15 protein-coding genes and 1 pseudogene are annotated in these 18,036 nt (G+C 50.0%); 11 read left to right on the forward strand and 5 right to left on the reverse strand.

What is annotated here, in order from left to right; translation table 11 throughout:
- Positions 1 to 2: 2 nt before the first annotated feature.
- Positions 3 to 383, reverse strand: a complete 381-nt coding sequence (locus BACPLE_RS12615; RefSeq protein ID WP_007562546.1) for a hypothetical protein — start codon at positions 381 to 383, stop codon at positions 3 to 5.
- 55 nt (positions 384 to 438) lie between these two features.
- Between BACPLE_RS12615 and BACPLE_RS19585 the strand changes: the two genes are divergently transcribed.
- Positions 439 to 792, forward strand: a complete 354-nt coding sequence (locus BACPLE_RS19585) for a hypothetical protein (protein WP_040313125.1) — start codon at positions 439 to 441, stop codon at positions 790 to 792.
- 219 nt (positions 793 to 1,011) lie between these two features.
- Here the strand turns inward: BACPLE_RS19585 and BACPLE_RS12625 are convergent, their stop codons facing one another.
- Together BACPLE_RS12625 and BACPLE_RS12630 are read right to left on the reverse strand one after the other, a co-directional pair.
- Positions 1,012 to 1,314 carry a hypothetical protein gene (locus tag BACPLE_RS12625; protein WP_007562550.1) on the reverse strand — a complete coding sequence of 101 codons (303 nt, stop codon included), beginning with the start codon at positions 1,312 to 1,314 and terminating at the stop codon, positions 1,012 to 1,014.
- A 133-nt stretch (positions 1,315 to 1,447) separates the two neighbouring features.
- Positions 1,448 to 1,669 carry a hypothetical protein gene (locus tag BACPLE_RS12630; protein ID WP_007562553.1) on the reverse strand — a complete coding sequence of 74 codons (222 nt, stop codon included), beginning with the start codon at positions 1,667 to 1,669 and terminating at the stop codon, positions 1,448 to 1,450.
- Between the two features lie 133 nt (positions 1,670 to 1,802).
- Here BACPLE_RS12630 and BACPLE_RS12635 point away from each other — a divergent pair, with 133 nt between their 5' ends.
- A complete protein-coding gene (locus BACPLE_RS12635; protein WP_007562554.1) occupies positions 1,803 to 2,486 on the forward strand; it encodes a S24 family peptidase in 684 nt (227 codons plus the stop codon).
- Between the two features lie 422 nt (positions 2,487 to 2,908).
- Here BACPLE_RS12635 and BACPLE_RS12640 read toward each other — a convergent pair whose 3' ends face one another.
- Complete coding sequence (locus tag BACPLE_RS12640) at positions 2,909 to 3,142, reverse strand: hypothetical protein (RefSeq protein ID WP_007562558.1); 234 nt, start codon at positions 3,140 to 3,142, stop codon at positions 2,909 to 2,911.
- 397 nt (positions 3,143 to 3,539) lie between these two features.
- Between BACPLE_RS12640 and BACPLE_RS12650 the strand changes: the two are divergent.
- The 3 genes and pseudogenes from BACPLE_RS12650 to BACPLE_RS12660 all read left to right on the forward strand — a co-directional run.
- Positions 3,540 to 4,868 (forward strand): annotated as a pseudogene (locus tag BACPLE_RS12650) (efflux RND transporter permease subunit); the annotation flags it as partial.
- Positions 4,849 to 6,333, forward strand: coding sequence for a TolC family protein (locus BACPLE_RS12655; RefSeq protein WP_007562565.1), 1,485 nt, complete (start codon positions 4,849 to 4,851; stop codon positions 6,331 to 6,333). The pseudogene BACPLE_RS12650 and the gene BACPLE_RS12655, both read left to right, overlap by 20 nt.
- Before the next feature lie 7 nt (positions 6,334 to 6,340).
- Positions 6,341 to 9,547 (forward strand): efflux RND transporter permease subunit, encoded by a 3,207-nt coding sequence (locus tag BACPLE_RS12660; protein WP_007562566.1) that lies wholly within the window; start codon positions 6,341 to 6,343, stop codon positions 9,545 to 9,547.
- A 181-nt stretch (positions 9,548 to 9,728) separates the two neighbouring features.
- On the opposite strand, the gene BACPLE_RS12665 is transcribed toward BACPLE_RS12660, so the two are convergent.
- On the reverse strand, positions 9,729 to 11,438 hold the full coding sequence (locus BACPLE_RS12665) for a Gfo/Idh/MocA family oxidoreductase (protein ID WP_007562568.1): 1,710 nt from the start codon (positions 11,436 to 11,438) through the stop codon (positions 9,729 to 9,731).
- 165 nt (positions 11,439 to 11,603) lie between these two features.
- Between BACPLE_RS12665 and BACPLE_RS12670 the strand changes: the two genes are divergently transcribed.
- The 6 genes from BACPLE_RS12670 to ilvC all read left to right on the forward strand — a co-directional run bounded on the left by BACPLE_RS12670 (position 11,604) and on the right by ilvC (position 17,953).
- A complete protein-coding gene (locus BACPLE_RS12670; protein ID WP_007562569.1) occupies positions 11,604 to 11,822 on the forward strand; it encodes a hypothetical protein in 219 nt (72 codons plus the stop codon).
- Positions 11,823 to 12,017: 195 nt separating this feature from the next.
- Positions 12,018 to 13,820, forward strand: coding sequence for a dihydroxy-acid dehydratase (gene ilvD / locus BACPLE_RS12675; RefSeq protein WP_040313130.1), 1,803 nt, complete (start codon positions 12,018 to 12,020; stop codon positions 13,818 to 13,820).
- Positions 13,821 to 13,830: 10 nt separating this feature from the next.
- Complete coding sequence (gene ilvB, locus BACPLE_RS12680) at positions 13,831 to 15,528, forward strand: biosynthetic-type acetolactate synthase large subunit (RefSeq protein WP_007562572.1); 1,698 nt, start codon at positions 13,831 to 13,833, stop codon at positions 15,526 to 15,528.
- Between the two features lie 19 nt (positions 15,529 to 15,547).
- The gene (ilvN, locus tag BACPLE_RS12685) at positions 15,548 to 16,105 is read left to right on the forward strand and encodes an acetolactate synthase small subunit (RefSeq protein ID WP_007562574.1); all 558 of its coding nucleotides are present in this window, start codon (positions 15,548 to 15,550) and stop codon (positions 16,103 to 16,105) included.
- Positions 16,106 to 16,108: 3 nt separating this feature from the next.
- The gene (locus BACPLE_RS12690) at positions 16,109 to 16,855 is read left to right on the forward strand and encodes an acyl-[acyl-carrier-protein] thioesterase (protein ID WP_007562576.1); all 747 of its coding nucleotides are present in this window, start codon (positions 16,109 to 16,111) and stop codon (positions 16,853 to 16,855) included.
- Positions 16,856 to 16,909: 54 nt separating this feature from the next.
- Positions 16,910 to 17,953 (forward strand): ketol-acid reductoisomerase, encoded by a 1,044-nt coding sequence (ilvC, locus tag BACPLE_RS12695; RefSeq protein ID WP_007562578.1) that lies wholly within the window; start codon positions 16,910 to 16,912, stop codon positions 17,951 to 17,953.
- Positions 17,954 to 18,036 lie beyond the last annotated feature (83 nt).

Genomic DNA, 18,036 nt, shown 5'->3' on the forward strand with positions numbered 1-18,036 from the left:
GTTTATAAGGCGGCTGCCATCTGTTGGGTCTCGTGCTGCAGCTGCATGAAGTCTGATACAAACTCACATTGGTAGGTTTCGGTCCGTTTTCCGTCCACGTACACGGCCACATCGTTGGTCTTCCGGTGGACTACCAGTTTTACACGGGGACCGAAGGTGCAGGTCATGGTTTTCTCGCACTCTTCAAAGGTGGTTTCGCAGTTCGGGATGAAGTTCCCGTCGGTCAGTTTACCGCCTCGCTTCAGGGCAAGGGTACGGATCCGGCGGGCCTGGTCGCTGTCACGGACAAAATTCAGTGCCTGCCACACAGCCTGACGGCTGCACTTAAAGGTCTTCATCAGGAAGGTCTTTGTCTCGTTATCTGTCAAAATCTGCTTTCTCATACATCAATTCCTTTAATTATTATTATCTTTACCGCTGTTTATTAACGGTAACACCATGTTCTTACTTGAAATTTCCATTATAATAGACCCTCATCGCACAGAGGGCAAGATAACCGACAGCATTTGCAATGACATTGCGCAGAAAATAATCGATGTCCTGCTTCCGCTCGGCTTCGAGTGCAAGCGGAATACTCACTGGTATCACCCTGATGAGGAATGTGAGATGCGGGGAATCTATTTTCAGGCACTTGGCATTCAAGCTGGTATAGTAGTTGACGAATTTCGGCAATTACCTCCGCTGGTTCAGATAGCACAGTCACTGTCCTCTCTTTACGATAAGCCCGGGGACCTTTCTTGTTCTTCGCGCATATTACGGGCTGAACCATTCTCTCCGAACAGAAGAGGATAGCCGCTCTCGCTTCTTGGCTCATATATTTCAAAGGAATGCTATCCACTAAGACAAGACGTTCGCCTTTCCCATTGTTTGAAGCCCCAAATCTAAGAGTCCCTGCTGCAAGTTTCTTGTACATAGGAGTACCTATGATACTTTTCAGATTCTTTATACTGATAGACCGTTCGTAATCGTTTAAAATATATCCTTTCATATCGCTTGCTTTTTAGTCGTTATTTATAATTCCTCAATAGCTTTCCGCTTGATGTCATCCGAATCATCCGGAAGTATCTCGTAAAGGCGTGTTCCCTTTTTCAGTTCCTCAATCAGCACCTGCATGGCTTCTTCGCACGCACAGCTCACATTCTCTATCACCCGGTAGGCATTCGAGTTGCTGATCGCATCCTCTGTCATGAACTGTCCGGCCAAATCCATAGTCTGGTCGGCAATGTTCTGTGTATGGGCCGCACTGCTTATCATCGTGCGAAGCTTCTGCTTGAACTGGCGTTCAGCTCTCCCTTGATTGAAATTCTTTGCCATAAATCTAATTTTTAGAGGTTAATATCGTGGGGCGAGGGGAATCGAACCCCTGCGGCTTTCTACGCTTTCTCATTTCGGTTTACCAACTTTCCGTCCGTGCCTGCCGCCCCTGCCCGTCTTTCCGGGCTGCCAGTTATCCGGCAATCTCTTTGCCCTCTTTTTTCTTCAGCTCTACCTGTCGAATAGCGCCCAATACCGTATTCTCCAGACACAGACAAGTCATATAAACTTCATCCCCGAATCGCACCTGCGGGTCGGGTGCAGCTGCTTTCATTTCACTGGTTATATCAACCAAAGCATTTATAAGGCTATCCAGCGTTTCCGGCTTCACCTTCAAAATCAATTCTTCTTTCATTAACTTTAATCCTTAAAATTCGCTAATCACACGCCTTTTTTGTATATTTGGCGCGCTGTTTACATCTTAAACACGCTGCAAATATAGTGATAATTTTCAACCCTAGAAATAAAAACGGGGATAATTTTCAATTATGGGCAATATTTTATCAAGAATACAAGAAATAGCCTCCAATGAGGGGATAACTATTGGCGCCATGGAAAGAACTATTGGCGCAAGTAAAGGCGTGCTTTCAAGAGCAATCAATAACGGGACCGACATTCAAGCCAAATGGCTTAGTATAATAGTTGAAAATTATCCCCGATATTCAACAGGATGGTTGCTTACTGGTGCAGGAAGCATGTTGAAAGATGATTTGAACGGCATTAAAACAATAGACGAAGCCAATCCTTCGTTCATGCCTACCACATCCATGAACCCATCTGTCGGCACACCATACTACGATGTGGACTTTATTGGGGGATTCGATGAGGTGTTCAACTCTCAGGTAAACATACCCGCCACCAACATCGTAATAAGGGGATTCGAAAAAGCCAGCCTCTGGTGCAATGTCACCGGCCACTCCATGGAGCCCAAAATAAACCATGGCGACATCATCGCCCTGCGACAGTGCACACTCAACGACATCCAGTATGGAGAAATCTATGCAGTGGTACTGGACACTATCCGTACCATTAAAATCCTGCGCAGGTCGCCGGATCCAAGCAAGTTGCGCTTCATTCCCATTAATACAGAGGACTACGATGAGCAGGAATTCGACAAATCACGCATCATGAATGTCTTTGAAGTCATTGGAAGCATCAGCAAGTTCTTCTAATGAGGAAGCACATGCGTCATATCACCCAACAGGCACAATAAGACGCACGCACACACTTTTAGAGGCATTTACAGAGTATCAGGACGCAAAACAACTGTAAATCAAAGGCTTCGCGCTATATATATAATGTGTATCGATAAAATAAGTGTCGTTTTTCCTATCTGAAAACAGCGAAAAACGGCACTTATTTACTTTTGCTACATTCTTTCCTATTTCGGGCTAACCCTACAAAATCCGAAAAAGTAACCCTAAAAGTAACCCTAAACTCATTAAAGTAGTAACCCTAAACAGTAACCGTAATAGTAACCCTAAACTCTAAATTACCACCCGTAAGGGCATAAAAAAGGGGAGCCATAAGCTCCCCAATCAGCATTCAAAGAAATAACGCCTACAAGCCTTTCTAACGGCGTTATTATGTCGTTCTAACCATTGCCCTTACTACCGCCCGAAATGAGCGTAGATTGCTTAATTATAGCCTTTTTCGTGCATATTGTGCCGTTACCAGACAGCCCGGCATGAAGCAGGTAGTTCTTGGTTGCTCCCACCTGATCTGCCGTCAGAACCGTATAAACAGCCGATATACTGCTGAAATACCAGTCTTTCTGCTTCGTCCCGTCTATTTTATGCAGCAAATGCACATGAATCACTTTTGCCATATTCGTTTCTATTATGCTGCAAATATACCAAATAATGCTTATTTGGAAGAATTTTAAGGCATTACATTTTAAAATATGCACAAAAAAACGGCCACACAGCCGTTCACATCATCATATAACAAAATCCATCAACCCAGCCATAAAACAGCCACACAGCCGAAAACAAAGCCTTTCCAGGCCGTTTTAGCCCCATCTGCAAGCCCAATGTAAAGCAATCGCCCGGAGATCCGAAGAAAAGCTCCTCAAACGTAAAGCAGATGTAAGCCCATGTAAAGGAAAAAACCGCTTCGAAATATTCAGCCCATTTTCCAGACCACACCTAAACCCTTTGGTTCTCAAAGCCTTTCGCCCATTTTCCCCGATCATTGAAAAAACCGCTTCGTTCTATGCCCCATAGGTGAACGCCATGCTGGCCCAGGCCGATTCGCTGGTGGTGGAGCATACGGCCTACGTGGGCATGCAGGACTATCTGCTGGGCACGGAGAACGAACTTTCCACTTCCGAGGCGGAATTGTATTTCCGGACGGCGGAGCCGGAGCAGATTCCGGTACTGACCGGATTTCTGGAAAAGGCCGTCCGGAAGGATTACCCTGCGGCTGTAGTGACTTTTTCGCCGCCGGTGACTATCTTCGAGAAGCTTTTCGTTACGGGGGAACCCGACCTGGTGGCGCAGCTCCGCAGGGCCGACCGCGCATCGGTTCCGGAGGCGGGGGAAGTGCGGGAGATAGAGGATGCCATGGCCCGGGAGACCGGCTGTGCGCCCGAGGGCACGCCTTTCCGCAGCCAGCTGGACATGGAGGTGGACCGCAGCCGCCTGCTCCTGTACAATGTGGACTATAACGAGGTGGTGAGGGTACTCCGTACGGCCTTGAAGGACAACCAGGTCTCTACCCTGCGTTCGTACCAGCAGTATCTGCCCATCGGCATCGCCGGAAGGGAGATGAGCGTGAACCGCATCCTGGCGGAGACGCTGGTGGAGACCCGGACGGACGCGGCTTCGGGAGAAAGGAACTACATCCCGCTGCGTGAGCTGGTGCGCATCGTTCCCGGAGAGGACCTGAAGGAGATTACCGCCGGACGCAACGGGGAGTACATTCCGGTGAATTTCTATGAGGTGAAGGATGTGCCGCAGGTGATGGACGGCATACGCAGGGCGGTCGATGGTGACAGCCGCTGGGAGGTGTCGTTCGGCGGAAGCTTCTTTTCGAACAGGAAGATGATGGGAGAGCTGACGGTGATTCTGTTCATCTCGGTGCTGCTGATGTATTTCATCCTCTGCGCCCAGTTTGAGAGCTTCCTCCAGCCGCTAATCGTGCTGGCGGAGATTCCGATGGACATCGCCTTCGGACTGGTGCTGCTGTGGGCCACGGGGCATACCATGAACCTGATGTCGGCCATCGGCATCATCGTTTCCTGCGGTATCGTGGTGAACGACTCCATCCTGAAGCTGGACTCCATCAACGAGCTGCGCAGGGAAGGCATGCCGTTGCTGGAGGCCATCCATACGGCCGGACACCGGAGGCTGAGGGCCATCATCATGACGACGTTGACCACGGTGTTCGCCATGGTGCCCCTGCTCTTCACGTCCGACCTGGGTTCGGAAATGCAGCGTCCGCTTTCGGTGGCGATGATCGGCACCATGATGGTGGGCCTCGTCATCAGCCTTTTTGTCATTCCGCTTATTTACTGGTTTATCTATAGAAAACATGAAGTCAAGAAGATTTAGCATACTGTTCCTGCTGCTCTGTGCGGCGGGAATGAAGGCCCAGCACGTGCTGCGACTGGATTTGAAGGAGACCATCACGATGGCCAACGACAGCTCGCTGTCGGCTTTCCGTTATCAGAACATGTACCTGTCGGGCTACTGGGAGTACCGCAGCTACAAGGCGGCGCGTCTGCCGAGCCTCACGCTGAACATGACCCCGGCGCAGTATTACCGCTACATCACGCAGCGTTACGACTCGCAGGAGAATGTCGACGTGTACCGCGAGCAGCAGATGCTGAGCGCCAGCGCGGGGCTGAGTGTGGCGCAGAACTTCGACCTGCTGGGCGGTACGTTCTATGTGGACACGCAGCTGGACTACATGCGGAACTTCGGCGATACGAAATCGACGCAGTTTTCCAGCATCCCTTTCCGTATAGGCTACCAGCAGGAACTGCTGGGCTTCAATGCCTTCCGTTGGGACCGGAAGATAGAGCCTTTGAAGTTTGAGAAGGTGAAGAAGCAGTATCTCTACAATGCAGAGAGCGTGTCGGAGGAAGCGGTAAGCTATTTCTTTACCCTTGCCATGGCGCAGGCCGATTATGAGCTGGCGCGGGACAATGTGGCCACCACCGATACGCTGTATGCCGTCGGGGAGCAGCGCCAGAAGATTGCGGCCATCTCACAGGCTGACCTGCTGACGCTGAAGCTGGACAAGGTGAACGCGCGCAACACGCTGAAGAATGCGGAGATCGCGCGCAAGCGTGCGATGTCGGCCCTGGCTACCTTCCTGAACCTGGACCGCAACGCGTACATCGAGCTGGAGCTTCCGTCGCGTCCGCGGTATGTTGACGTGCCGGCCGACCGGGCCATGGTGCTGGCGCGGGAGAACAATCCGACGTACCTGGAACAGCGCCAGAACGTGCTGGAGGCGGAGCGTGAGGTGGACCGCACGCGGAAGGAGTCGCGCTTCAACGCCAGTTTCAATGCCAGCGTGGGCTTCAACCAGGTGGCCGACAACTTCAGTGCGGCGTACCGGAACCTGCTTCAGCAGGACCTGGTGTCGTTCACGGTTTCCATTCCGCTGGTAGACTGGGGCGTGAGAAAGGGCAAGTACAACATGGCCAAGAATAATCTGAATGTGGTGAAGATTGCCGCCCGTCAGGAAGAAATCAGCCTGGAGGAAGACGTGATGATGACGGTGAGTGACTTCAACGTGCAGCAGGACCTGATAGCCAGTGCCTCGGAGGCGCTCGACCTGGCGGAGCTGGCCTACGACCAGACGCGCAGGCGTTTCATCATCGGCAAGTCGGACATCAGCAGCCTGACGCTGGCCCTGAACCGCCAGCAGGAGGCGCGGAAGAACTACATACAGGCGCTCCAGAACTACTGGCTGAACTACTACAAGATCCGCAAGCTCACGCTGCACGACTTTGAGACGGGCATGTCACTTTCCGACCGTTTTGATTTTGAGAACCGTTTGAGATGAAGGGGCTATGAGCAGGAAAGAGAAAACAGAAGGCCGGCCGCTGGTCTGGTCGTCGTTCACCCTGATAGTGACGTTCGTGTGCCTGTCGCTGGTGGGACTGGCGCTGGCGCCTCTGCTGCCGGTGAAGCTCTCGCCTTCGCGCGACATGCCGGGGCTGTCGGTGTCGTTCTCCATGCCTGGCAATTCGGCCCGGGTGGTGGAGACGGAGGTCACCAGCCGTCTGGAGGGCATGCTGGCCCGGGTGAACGGTATCCGTAGCATCAGTTCCACTTCCGACAACGGGGGCGGGCGCATCGACATGGAGCTGGACCGCCATGCGGATATCGGGGTGACCCGCTTTGAGGTGTCCACCCTTATCCGGCAGTTGTGGGCGCAGCTTCCCGAAGGGGTGAGTTATCCGCTCATCTCCACGCAGCGGAGCGACGGGAACGCCTCGCGTCCTTTCATGACCTACACGCTGAACGCTCCCGCCACGCCCATCGTGATACAGAAGTACGGCGAGGAGCACATCAAGCCGCTGGTTGCGGCATTGGACGGGGTGTATAAGGTGGAACTGAGCGGTGCCACGCCCATGGAGTGGCGTATCGTGTACGACAATGTGCAGCTGGAGCGTATCGGGGTGGGGGTGCAGGATATCCTGACCGCCATTGAGGAGAGGTACGGCCGGGAGTTTCTGGGGATTTGTGAGCTGGAGACGGCCCGCGGGACGGAATGGATACGGCTGGTGCGTACCACCGAAGGCAGTCCGGAGGGGTTTGTCCCTTCGGAGATTGCGGTGAAGGCGGCCGACGGGAGCATGGTGCCGCTGGACCGGCTGGTCAGGGTGACGCGCACGGAGGAGGAACCCACATCGTACTACCGCATCAACGGGCTGAACTCGGTGTATCTGTCCGTCACCGCCTCGGAAACGGCCAACCAGCTGGCCCTGGCGGAGAAGGTCAGGAAGGTGATAGCCGAAGCGGAGGCCGTGATGCCGGCCGGGTACGAAATCCATACGGGCTATGATGCCACGGAATACATCTCGAAGGAGCTGGACACGATTTATTTCCGTACGGGAATCACCGTGCTGATCCTGTTGCTGTTCGTGGCGGTGATTACGCGCAACCTGCGGTATCTTTTCCTGATAGTGGCCGGGCTGGCGGTGAACATTGCCGTGGCCGTCATCCTTTATTATGCGCTGGGGCTGGAAATTCAGCTTTATTCGCTGGCGGGCATCACCATCTCGCTGAACCTGGTGATAGACAACATCATCGTCATGACCGACCATATTCTGAGAAGGCGCAACCTGAAGGCGTTCATGTCGGTGCTGGCGGCCACGCTGACTACCATCGGGGCGCTGGTCATCATCTTCTTCCTCGACGAGAAGATACGCCTGAACCTGCAGGACTTTGCGGCGGTGGTGATTGTCAACCTGGGCATCTCGCTGCTGGTGGCCCTGTTCTTCGTGCCTCCGATGATAGAGAAAATCGGTCTGCAAAGGGGAAAGCCGGCGCATCCGCGGCTGTGGGTGAAGCGGGGGGCCGTGCATTTCACCCGCTTTTACCGGGGGATGATCGTGCTGCTGAGCCGCTATCGGGCGGTCGCCTTCCTTCTGCTGGTGCTCGGTTTCGGACTTCCGGTGTTCATGCTTCCGGAGAAGATAGAGGATGCGGAGCAGAAGGGGGCATGGGCGGAATGGTATAATAAGATTTTCGACAATACGACCTACCGGGAAGACATCAAGCCTGTAGTGGACAAGGTGCTGGGCGGTTCTCTCCGTCTCTTTGCCGAGAAGGTGTACGACGGCAGCTACTTCAACCGTGACGAGAGCGAGGTGGTGCTGTATATCAACGCCACCCTGCCCAACGGCAGTACGCTGGAGCAGATGAACGTGCTGATCAAGAAGATGGAGACCTACCTGAGCGGGTTCAAGGAGATACGCCAGTTCCAGACATCGGTGTACAATGCGCGCCGGGCGAGTATCCAGGTGTTCTTCAAGAAGGAGTACAGCCATACGGGCTTTCCCTATGTGCTGAAGTCGGACGTGGTGAGCAAGTCGCTGACCCTGGGCGGGGGAAGCTGGAGCGTGTACGGATTGCAGGACCAGGGCTTCAGCAACGACGTGCGGGAGAGTGCCGGCAGTTTCCGCGTAAAGATGTACGGCTACAACTACGACGAGCTGGGCCGCTGGGCTGAGAAGATGAAGAAGCTGCTGCTTTCCCACCGCCGCATCAAGGAGGTGACCGTCAGTTCGGAGTTCTCGTGGTGGAAGGACGACTATACGGAGTTCTATCTGGAGTTTGACAAGCGCAGGATGGCGGAGGAGAACCTGACGGCCTACGACCTGTTTGCGGTGCTGCGTCCGGTATTCATGCGCGACCAGCTGGCGGGCAGCATCCTTTACGACAACGGCGTGGAGTATCTGCGGCTGTCGTCCGCCCAGAGTCGGGACTATGATGTATGGGCTTTCATGTCGGTGCCGTTTCTGGTGAAGGGCAAGCAGTACAAGCTCTCTGATCTGGCCGTGCTGGCGAAAGGGCAGGCCCCGAAACAGGTGGCCAAGGAGAACCAGCAGTACAGGCTCTGCCTGCAATATGAGTATATCGGCTCGTCGGAACAGGGCAAGAAACTGCTGGAGAAGGACATCGAGACCCTCCGGAAACGCCTTCCGATGGGGTATACCGTGGAGAGTGACAGTGTCTACTGGAGCTGGGGGAAGGAAGACCACAGCCAGTATTTCCTGCTGCTGATTGTCATTTCCATTATCTTCTTCATATCGGCCATCCTCTTTAACTCGCTGATCCAGCCGCTGGCCATCATCTTCGTGATTCCGGTGTCGTATATCGGGGTGTTCCTCACGTTTTATCTGTTCGGACTGAACTTCGACCAGGGAGGTTTCGCTTCCTTCGTGCTGCTGTGCGGTATTACGGTGAACGCAAGCATCTACATCCTGAACGAGTATAATGCCATTCGCAGGAATTTCCCGGGGCTGCCACCGCTGAGGGCCTATACCAAGGCATGGAATGTGAAGGTCATTCCCATCTTCCTGACGGTGATGTCGACCATCCTCGGATTCGTGCCGTTCATGATAGGCGACAAGACCCCGTTCTGGTTCCCGCTGGCCGCCGGAACCATCGGTGGACTGGTTATGTCGGTTATCGGTATCTTTATCTATCTGCCGATACTTAGTGTGTCGGGGACTATCAGAAAAGTAATATTGCAATCAAAGGTATAAATTCTATTATAAATATAAATGTACCGAGATATTTTTTGAAGTATTCATTATACTGGATTCTTTTTAATTAAAGAAGTATGTCGTATCTTACGATAGCCGCATAAAAAAGGCCGGATTCTCAAAATTGAGACCGGCCTTTAGTTTTAGGTATATAGGAACTAATACCTTTGGTAAAATATGATTATTTCAGCATTTTCTGAGCTTGTTTCAGCATCTTTTCTGCTTGTTTTACGGCATCTTTCAGTTCCTTGCTTTCAGCACCGTTAGCTTTCTTCTGTGTCTTTTCCAACTGAGTAGAAAGTTGTTTTACGCGTGCTTCAGCTTCTTCTTTTGATACTTCAGCTTTCTTTGATTTTGCCAACCATTCCTTCATACCCTGTGCTTTGAGTGAAAGGGTAGCAGTTTCAGCAGCCAGTTCGGCAGCAGCTTCATCTTCCGGAGTAGCAAATGCATGGTGGAAGCCTTTCACGTCGTTCCAGTGTCCGCGAGTAAAGTCGGGGAATGCTACAGCTGCACATCCGTTGTCCATAGAGATGGCTCCCAGTTCGGCCAATGCACACCATTCAGCCAAGTCGTATACGTCCATATCCAATGGCAGACCGTTCTGCAGACAGTATACCATACGGCTGTCCATGATGAAGTCCATACCACCGTGTCCACCTACTTCTTTTGCCATTTCACCGTATTTCTTCAAGATAGGATGCTGGTATTTGTTGACCAGTGCTTCCATTTCTTTTTCCGGAAGGAATGAGTGAGAACTCAGGTTGTCTACTTTCGGCTGTACGCCAGAAGCTTTCATCTGAGCAGCGTCTACTGCATAGCCTTCTACCGGATATTTATTAGCGAATCCTTTTGTTCCTGTCAGCTGATATAGACGGTTGTAAGGCTGAGGATTCATTACGTTGTGCTGGATTTCGATTACTTTACCGTTTTCTGTACGGATAAGTGTAGTAGTGTGGTCACCGTTACGGAATTCATCGCAAGGTTCGCCGGTTGCTTTTTCTACCAATGCTTTTCCGTGTACCGATTTCGTATCCATTGCTACCAGGGTAGTCATACGGTCACCACGGTGAATATTCAATGCCTGAGCTACAGGGCCAAGGCCGTGAGTAGCGTATACGTCGCCACGGTTTTCTTTGTTGTAACGCAAGCGCCATCCCAGTTTGTCTTCTTTTCCGTTTTTCCAGTAGTAAGGCCAGAAATCATCCAGGTTGTGGATGTAAGCTCCTTGTGCGCGAAGTACTTCTCCGAATACTCCCTGCTGTGCCATGTTCAGGGTGTTCATTTCGAACCAGTCATAGCAGCAGTTTTCCAGAATCATGCAGTGCTTGCGAGTGGTTTCAGACAGGTTGATAAGTTCCCAGCACTGTTCCAGATTCATAGCCGACGGAACTTCGATGGCTACGTTCTTTCCATGTTCCATGGCATATTTGGCAATCGGGAAGTGGTGATCCCAGTCGGCTGCAATGTATACCAGGTCAATGTCTTCGCGTTCACAGAGTGCTTTATATCCTTCTGCGCCTGAATATACTGCAGCTTCGGGCAGACAAGCTTTCTGAAGGTATTTCTGACATCTTTCTGCACGTTCTTTTTCATAGTCGCACAAAGCTACGATTTTAGTTCCGGCAATGTGAGTGAAACGTTCCACAGCTCCCGGACCACGCATTCCCAGTCCTACGAAACCTACACGTACAACGTTCATTTTAGGTACAGTCAAACCGATTACGGATTCCTGACCTGTAGGGCGTTCTGGAGATTTTATAACGATGGTACCTTTGTTCCATTCCCACTGAGTGGAAGGTGAAAGGCTTTGAGCAAGCAATTGAGCAGGTGTACAAGTTAAGGTTAAAACGGTGCAAGCACCAACAATCATTTTTCCAAAATGTTTCATAGCTTTAGTTGTTTTTAAAGTTGAATTTTAATTGGTGGCAAAGATATAAAAAATCATCAATATACAAATGTTTTTTCTAAAAAACGCGCAGATATTAAAAAAGAATAAGAATTGGTTTCTTTAAATGAAATAAAATAAGGTATATCGAGAGGAATTCTTAAATAAATGAATGTTGAAAAAGGTCTTTCTGTAGGAGGAGAAAAGTTGAAAGCGTGGAGGTTTGTAGGGGGAGAAGCAGTAGGAATATATATAGTATATAGAAATAATGGAGGTGATAAACTGACAACAAAAAATGTGTTGTTTCTTACGAATAATAATTTATTCGAAAAAAAAGTGTCATTTTATTTGCATGTTACAAAAAACCCTTTACCTTTGCATCTGTAAACAAAAAACGAGAAGAGACAGATATGATTACACTGAATACATTGGTAAACCTGGCAGTCCTGCATATTATTCGCGTCGTGGTCGTGGCACCAAGAGGTGAGAAGGTTTCGTGTATGTAATCATGCAGTTATGATAATATGGAAAGCCTTTCTCACCAGACGATGAGAGAGGCTTTTTAATTAAAGAGTGAGGAAAATGAAACATCAGTTACGTAGTTCGATGAGCACGGAAGGTCGCCGCATGGCAGGTGCCAGAGCGTTGTGGGTGGCCAATGGAATGAAAAAGGAAATGATGGGAAAACCGATTATCGCCATCGTGAATTCTTTTACACAATTTGTACCGGGGCATACTCACCTGCATGAAATCGGTCAGCAGGTCAAGGCAGAAATTGAGAAGCTGGGATGCTTTGCGGCTGAATTTAATACCATTGCCATCGACGACGGAATCGCGATGGGGCATGACGGAATGTTGTATTCTTTGCCTTCGCGCGACATCATCGCCGACAGCATAGAATATATGGTGAATGCACACAAGGCAGATGCGATGGTATGTATCTCCAACTGTGACAAAATTACCCCGGGGATGCTGATGGCGTCCATGCGTCTGAATATTCCTACTGTGTTCGTGTCTGGCGGACCGATGGAGGCTGGAGAGTGGGGCGGACAGCATCTGGATTTGATTGATGCCATGATTAAGTCGGCCGATTCTACGGTGAGCGATGAAGACGTAGCTGAAATTGAACGTCATGCTTGTCCGGGATGCGGAAGCTGCTCGGGTATGTTTACTGCCAACTCTATGAACTGCCTGAATGAGGCCATCGGTCTGGCACTTCCGGGAAATGGTACCATCTTGGCTACTCATGCCAACCGTAAGCAGTTGTTCAAGGATGCAGCCGCATTGATTGTAAAGAATGCTTATAAATATTATGAGGAAGGAGACGACAGTGTGCTGCCACGCAGTATCGCCACTCGTCAGGCTTTTCTGAACGCCATGACGCTCGACATTGCCATGGGTGGTTCTACCAATACGGTGCTTCACCTGCTGGCTGTGGCTCACGAAGCGGAGGTGGATTTCAAGATGGACGACATTGATATGTTGTCACGTCGGGTGCCTTGTCTTTGCAAGGTGGCTCCCAATACACAGAAGTACCACATTCAGGATGTGAACCGTGCCGGAGGTATCCTGAACATTCTGGGTGAACTGGCCAAAGGCGGATTGCTGGATACTACGGTTCGCCGTGTAGACGGTACGACACTGGCGGAAGCTATTGCAAAATATGCTGTTTGTGTACCGGAAGTCGATGCAGAAGCACAGCGCATTTATTCAAGTGCACCGGGCGGAAAGTTCTGTATTCAGTTAGGCGCACAGAATGCCACTTATAAGGAACTGGATACCGACCGTGCCAACGGATGTATCCGCGATTTGCAGCATGCGTACAGCAAGGATGGTGGCTTGGCTGTATTGAAAGGAAACATCGCACAGGATGGCTGTGTGGTAAAAACAGCCGGAGTAGATGAAAGCATCTGGAAGTTCTCCGGACCGGCCAAGGTGTTCGATTCACAGGAAGCTGCCTGTGAGGGAATCTTGGGAGGTAAGGTTGTGAGCGGCGATGTAGTAGTCATTACTCACGAAGGTCCGAAAGGTGGTCCGGGTATGCAGGAGATGCTGTATCCTACCTCTTATATTAAATCCAAACATTTGGGTAAAGAATGTGCGCTGATTACCGACGGACGTTTCAGTGGAGGAACTTCCGGACTGAGTATCGGACATATTTCTCCGGAAGCTGCTGCCGGAGGTAACATCGGTAAGATTGTAGATGGTGACATCATTGAAATAGATATTCCTAACCGCTCTATCAATGTGAAGCTCTCGGATGAAGAACTGGCTCAGCGTCCGATGACACCGGTGACACGCGACCGGAAAGTTTCGAAGGCACTTAAGGCATACGCCAGCATGGTGAGTTCAGCAGATAAAGGTGGAGTGAGAATCGTAGAATAAAGAGAGGCTTATGAGTAAAGAAAAAATATCAGGTTCGGAAGCATTGATGCGCTCTTTGGAGCATGAAGGTGTGAAGACGCTTTTCGGCTATCCGGGAGGGGCTATCATGCCGGTATTCGATGCGTTGTATGACCATCGCGACAGATTGAATCACATTCTGGTTCGTCATGAACAAGGGGCTGCACATGCGGCTCAAGGTTTTGCCCGTGTATCGGGAGAAGTGGGTGTTTGCCTGGTGACAAGTGGTCCGGGGGCTACCAATACCATTACAGGAATAGCCGATGCCATGATTGACAGTACACCGATTGTGGTGATTGCCGGTCAGGTGGGAGCTGGGTTGTTGGGTACGGATGCCTTTCAGGAAGTTGACTTGGTGGGCGTGACGCAGCCGATTTCCAAATGGAGCTATCAGATTCGCCGTGCGGAGGATGTGGCTTGGGCAGTGGCTCGTGCGTTTTATATCGCACGTAGTGGACGTCCGGGACCGGTGGTACTCGACTTTGCCAAGAATGCGCAGGTGGACATGACGGATTATGAGCCGGTAAACGTCGATTTCATTCGCAGTTATGACCCGGATCCTGAAACTGATTCTACGGCAGTAGCTGAGGCGGTTGCCTTAATCAATGCAGCTAAACGTCCGTTGGTGCTGGTTGGCCAGGGAGTAGAATTGGGTAATGCTCAGAAAGAGTTGCAAAATTTTGTAGAAAAGGCAGATATCCCGTGTGGATGCACCTTGCTGGGTTTGTCGGCTTTGCCAAGCAATCATCGCCTGAATAAAGGTATGCTGGGTATGCACGGTAATTTAGGCCCGAATGTGAAGACCAACGAATGTGATGTGCTGATTGCCGTAGGTATGCGTTTCGATGACCGTGTGACGGGAAAACTGGAAACGTACGCCAAGCAGGCCAAAATAATTCATCTGGATGTAGACCCTTCAGAAATCGGAAAGAATGTGGCGGTAGATGTACCGGTATTAGGAAACTGCAAACGCACCTTGTCTTTACTTACTGAATTGATTCAGCCGCAGAAACATGAGGAATGGATTGCAAGTTTCAAGCCATACGAGGAGAAGGAATTCAATCAGGTAATCGAAAAAGAAGTATTCCCGAAGGACGGACCGATTAATATGGGTGAAGTGGTAAATGCAGTCAGCGAAGCTACCCATAATGAAGCGATTCTGGTGACCGATGTAGGTCAGAACCAGATGATGGCTTGCCGTTATTTCAAATTCACTAAACCTCGCAGTATCGTCACTTCCGGTGGTATGGGAACCATGGGCTTCTGTCTTCCGGCTGCCATTGGTGCGACATTCGGTCGTCCGGATCGTACGGTGTGTGCCTTTATGGGTGACGGAGGTTTACAGATGACCATGCAGGAACTGGGTACGGTGATGGAACAGAAGTCTCCGGTTAAGATTATATTGATGAACAACAATTACTTGGGTAATGTGCGTCAGTGGCAGGCTATGTTCTTTAATCGCCGTTACTCCTTTACTCCGATGATGAATCCGGATTACATGCAGATTGCTTCGGCTTATGGAATTGCTTCACGAAGAGTGATGAGCCGTGAGGAACTGAACGACGGCATTCAGGAAATGTTGTCGACCGACGGTCCTTTCCTGTTGGAGGTTTGTGTGGTAGAAGAAGGAAACGTGTTGCCGATGACTCCTCCGGGAAGTTCGGTCAACTATATGTTAATGGAATGTTGAGAGGAGAAGGAGGTGAATTATGAATAGCAACAAGACTTTATATACAATCATCGTTCATTCGGAAAACATTGCCGGTATATTGAATCAGATTACGGCTGTGTTTACCCGTCGTCAGATAAACATTGAAAGTCTGAATGTGTCGGCTTCTTCCATAAAGGGAGTGCACAAATATACCATTACTTGCTGGACTACTCCAGATGTGATAGATAAGGTGGTGACACAAATCGAGAAGAAGATAGACGTGATTCAGGCGCATTATTTCACGGATAAGGAGATTTTCCAGCGTGAAGTAGCCATGTACAAGGTTGCTACTCCGGAGTTTCAGGCCAATCCGGAAGCTTCGAAGGTGATTCGTCGTTACAGTGCTCATATCGTAGAGGTGAATCCTACTTTTTCAATCGTGGAAATGGTGGGAATGAGCGATGACATCACGTCGTTGTATCAGGAACTGAAACAGCTGAACTGTGTGTTGCAGTTTGTACGCTCCGGGCGTATTGCCGTTTCGACAAGTTGCTTTGAACGGGTGAATGAGTACCTGGCACACCGCGAAGAACGGTATCAGAATCAAAAAGATTGAGATATGACAGAGGACAGTAAAGTTGGAACTTACCGGTTTGTAGCCGAACCGTTTCATGTGGATTTTATGGAACGGCTGACCATGGGCGTATTGGGCAACCATTTGCTGAACTGCGCCGGGTTTCATGCAGCCGACAGAGGATTTGGTATTGCCACGCTGAATGAGAATCATTACACGTGGGTACTTTCCCGACTGGCAATTGAACTGGAGGATATGCCTCGCGCATACGAAAGTTTCTCCATACAGACGTGGGTGGAAAATGTGTACCGTCTGTTTACGGACCGAAATTTTGCCATCCTGGATAAAGACGGAAAAGCCATTGGTTATGCTCGTTCGATATGGGCCATGATCAGTATGGAAACCCGCAAGCCGGCCGATTTGCTGACACTGCACGGCGGGTCGATAGTTGACTATGTGTGCGTGAAGGACTGTCCGATTGACAAACCCGGACGCATCAAGGTGAGTCATCCGGAGCTGGTGGGCGAATGTCAGGTGAAATACAGTGACATTGACTTGAACGGCCACGTGAACAGTATCAAGTACATCGAGCATATTCTGGATTTGTTCCCTATGGAAATGTTCCGTGAAAAGCGTATCCGTAGGTTTGAGATGGCCTATGTGGCTGAAAGTTATTACGGAGATACCTTGAGCTTCTATCGGGAGCAGACGGGCGAAAACGAATACGATGTAGAGGTGAAGAAAAACGGCTCGGAGGTCGTAGTCCGGAGTAAAGTGATTTTTAGAGATTAACATTATACTAACAACTAGCAGCTTCAGGCTGCGTAAAAAGATTGTAAGAAAATTATGGCACAAATGAATTTTGGCGGAGTTATTGAAAATGTAATGACCCGCGAAGAGTTTCCATTGGAAAAAGCACGTGAAGTATTGAAAGACGAAACCATTGCAGTTATCGGTTACGGTGTACAGGGACCGGGCCAGTCTTTGAACCTGCGTGACAACGGTTTCAACGTCATTGTCGGACAGCGTCAGGGTAAGACCTATGACAAAGCTGTGGCTGACGGATGGGTACCGGGAGAAACTTTGTTCAGCATTGAAGAAGCTTGCCAGAAAGCTACTATAATTATGTGTTTGTTGTCGGATGCAGCTGTGATTTCTGTATGGCCTACTATCAAGCCTTGTCTGACTGCAGGAAAAGCACTGTACTTCTCTCACGGTTTCGCCATCACTTGGAATGACCGTACTGGCGTAGTTCCTCCGACAGATGTAGATGTAATCATGGTAGCTCCGAAAGGTTCAGGTACTTCTTTGCGTACCATGTTCCTGGAAGGCCGTGGCTTGAACTCTTCTTATGCTATCTACCAGGATGCTACGGGTAAGGCATACGAACGTACCATCGCATTGGGTATCGGTATCGGTTCAGGTTATTTGTTTGAAACTACTTTCCAGCGTGAAGCTACTTCTGACTTGACTGGCGAACGTGGTTCTTTGATGGGAGCTATCCAGGGATTGCTGCTGGCACAGTATGAAGTACTTCGTGAAAACGGACATACTCCGTCGGAAGCATTCAATGAAACAGTTGAAGAGCTGACTCAGTCATTGATGCCGCTGTTTGCAAAGAACGGTATGGACTGGATGTATGCTAACTGCTCTACTACTGCACAGCGTGGTGCACTTGACTGGATGGGCCCGTTCCACGATGCTATCAAACCGGTTGTACAGAAATTGTATCAAAGCGTGAAGTCAGGAAACGAAGCTCAGATTTCTATCGACAGCAACTCTCAGCCTGACTATCGTGAAAAACTGAATGCAGAACTGAAGGCATTGCGTGAAAGCGAAATGTGGCAGACTGCAGTAACCGTACGTAAACTTCGTCCGGAAAACAACTGATAAAAGTCAGTCGAAAATAAATGCATTGGCCGTCTGGTATCTGAAAGATGCCGGACGGCTTTTTTTATTTGGATGAACAAGAA

Source organism: Phocaeicola plebeius DSM 17135, from assembly GCF_000187895.1.
Classification (GTDB): Bacteria; Bacteroidota; Bacteroidia; order Bacteroidales; family Bacteroidaceae; genus Phocaeicola; species Phocaeicola plebeius.

What these genes read in the sequence shown, in the direction of transcription:
- BACPLE_RS12660 (WP_007562566.1), top strand. Translation starts at nt 6,341, where the DNA reads ATGAGCAGGAAAGAGAAAACAGAAGGCCGGCCGCTGGTCTGGTCGTCG.
- BACPLE_RS12635 (WP_007562554.1), top strand. Translation starts at nt 1,803, where the DNA reads ATGGGCAATATTTTATCAAGAATACAAGAAATAGCCTCCAATGAGGGG.
- ilvN (WP_007562574.1), top strand. Translation starts at nt 15,548, where the DNA reads ATGAATAGCAACAAGACTTTATATACAATCATCGTTCATTCGGAAAAC.
- BACPLE_RS12630 (WP_007562553.1), bottom strand. Translation starts at nt 1,669, where the DNA reads ATGAAAGAAGAATTGATTTTGAAGGTGAAGCCGGAAACGCTGGATAGC.
- ilvC (WP_007562578.1), top strand. Translation starts at nt 16,910, where the DNA reads ATGGCACAAATGAATTTTGGCGGAGTTATTGAAAATGTAATGACCCGC.
- BACPLE_RS12670 (WP_007562569.1), top strand. Translation starts at nt 11,604, where the DNA reads ATGAATGTTGAAAAAGGTCTTTCTGTAGGAGGAGAAAAGTTGAAAGCG.
- ilvD (WP_040313130.1), top strand. Translation starts at nt 12,018, where the DNA reads ATGAAACATCAGTTACGTAGTTCGATGAGCACGGAAGGTCGCCGCATG.
- BACPLE_RS12655 (WP_007562565.1), top strand. Translation starts at nt 4,849, where the DNA reads ATGAAGTCAAGAAGATTTAGCATACTGTTCCTGCTGCTCTGTGCGGCG.
- BACPLE_RS19585 (WP_040313125.1), top strand. Translation starts at nt 439, where the DNA reads ATGTTCTTACTTGAAATTTCCATTATAATAGACCCTCATCGCACAGAG.
- ilvB (WP_007562572.1), top strand. Translation starts at nt 13,831, where the DNA reads ATGAGTAAAGAAAAAATATCAGGTTCGGAAGCATTGATGCGCTCTTTG.
- BACPLE_RS12640 (WP_007562558.1), bottom strand. Translation starts at nt 3,142, where the DNA reads ATGGCAAAAGTGATTCATGTGCATTTGCTGCATAAAATAGACGGGACG.
- BACPLE_RS12690 (WP_007562576.1), top strand. Translation starts at nt 16,109, where the DNA reads ATGACAGAGGACAGTAAAGTTGGAACTTACCGGTTTGTAGCCGAACCG.
- BACPLE_RS12665 (WP_007562568.1), bottom strand. Translation starts at nt 11,438, where the DNA reads ATGAAACATTTTGGAAAAATGATTGTTGGTGCTTGCACCGTTTTAACC.
- BACPLE_RS12625 (WP_007562550.1), bottom strand. Translation starts at nt 1,314, where the DNA reads ATGGCAAAGAATTTCAATCAAGGGAGAGCTGAACGCCAGTTCAAGCAG.
- BACPLE_RS12615 (WP_007562546.1), bottom strand. Translation starts at nt 383, where the DNA reads ATGAGAAAGCAGATTTTGACAGATAACGAGACAAAGACCTTCCTGATG.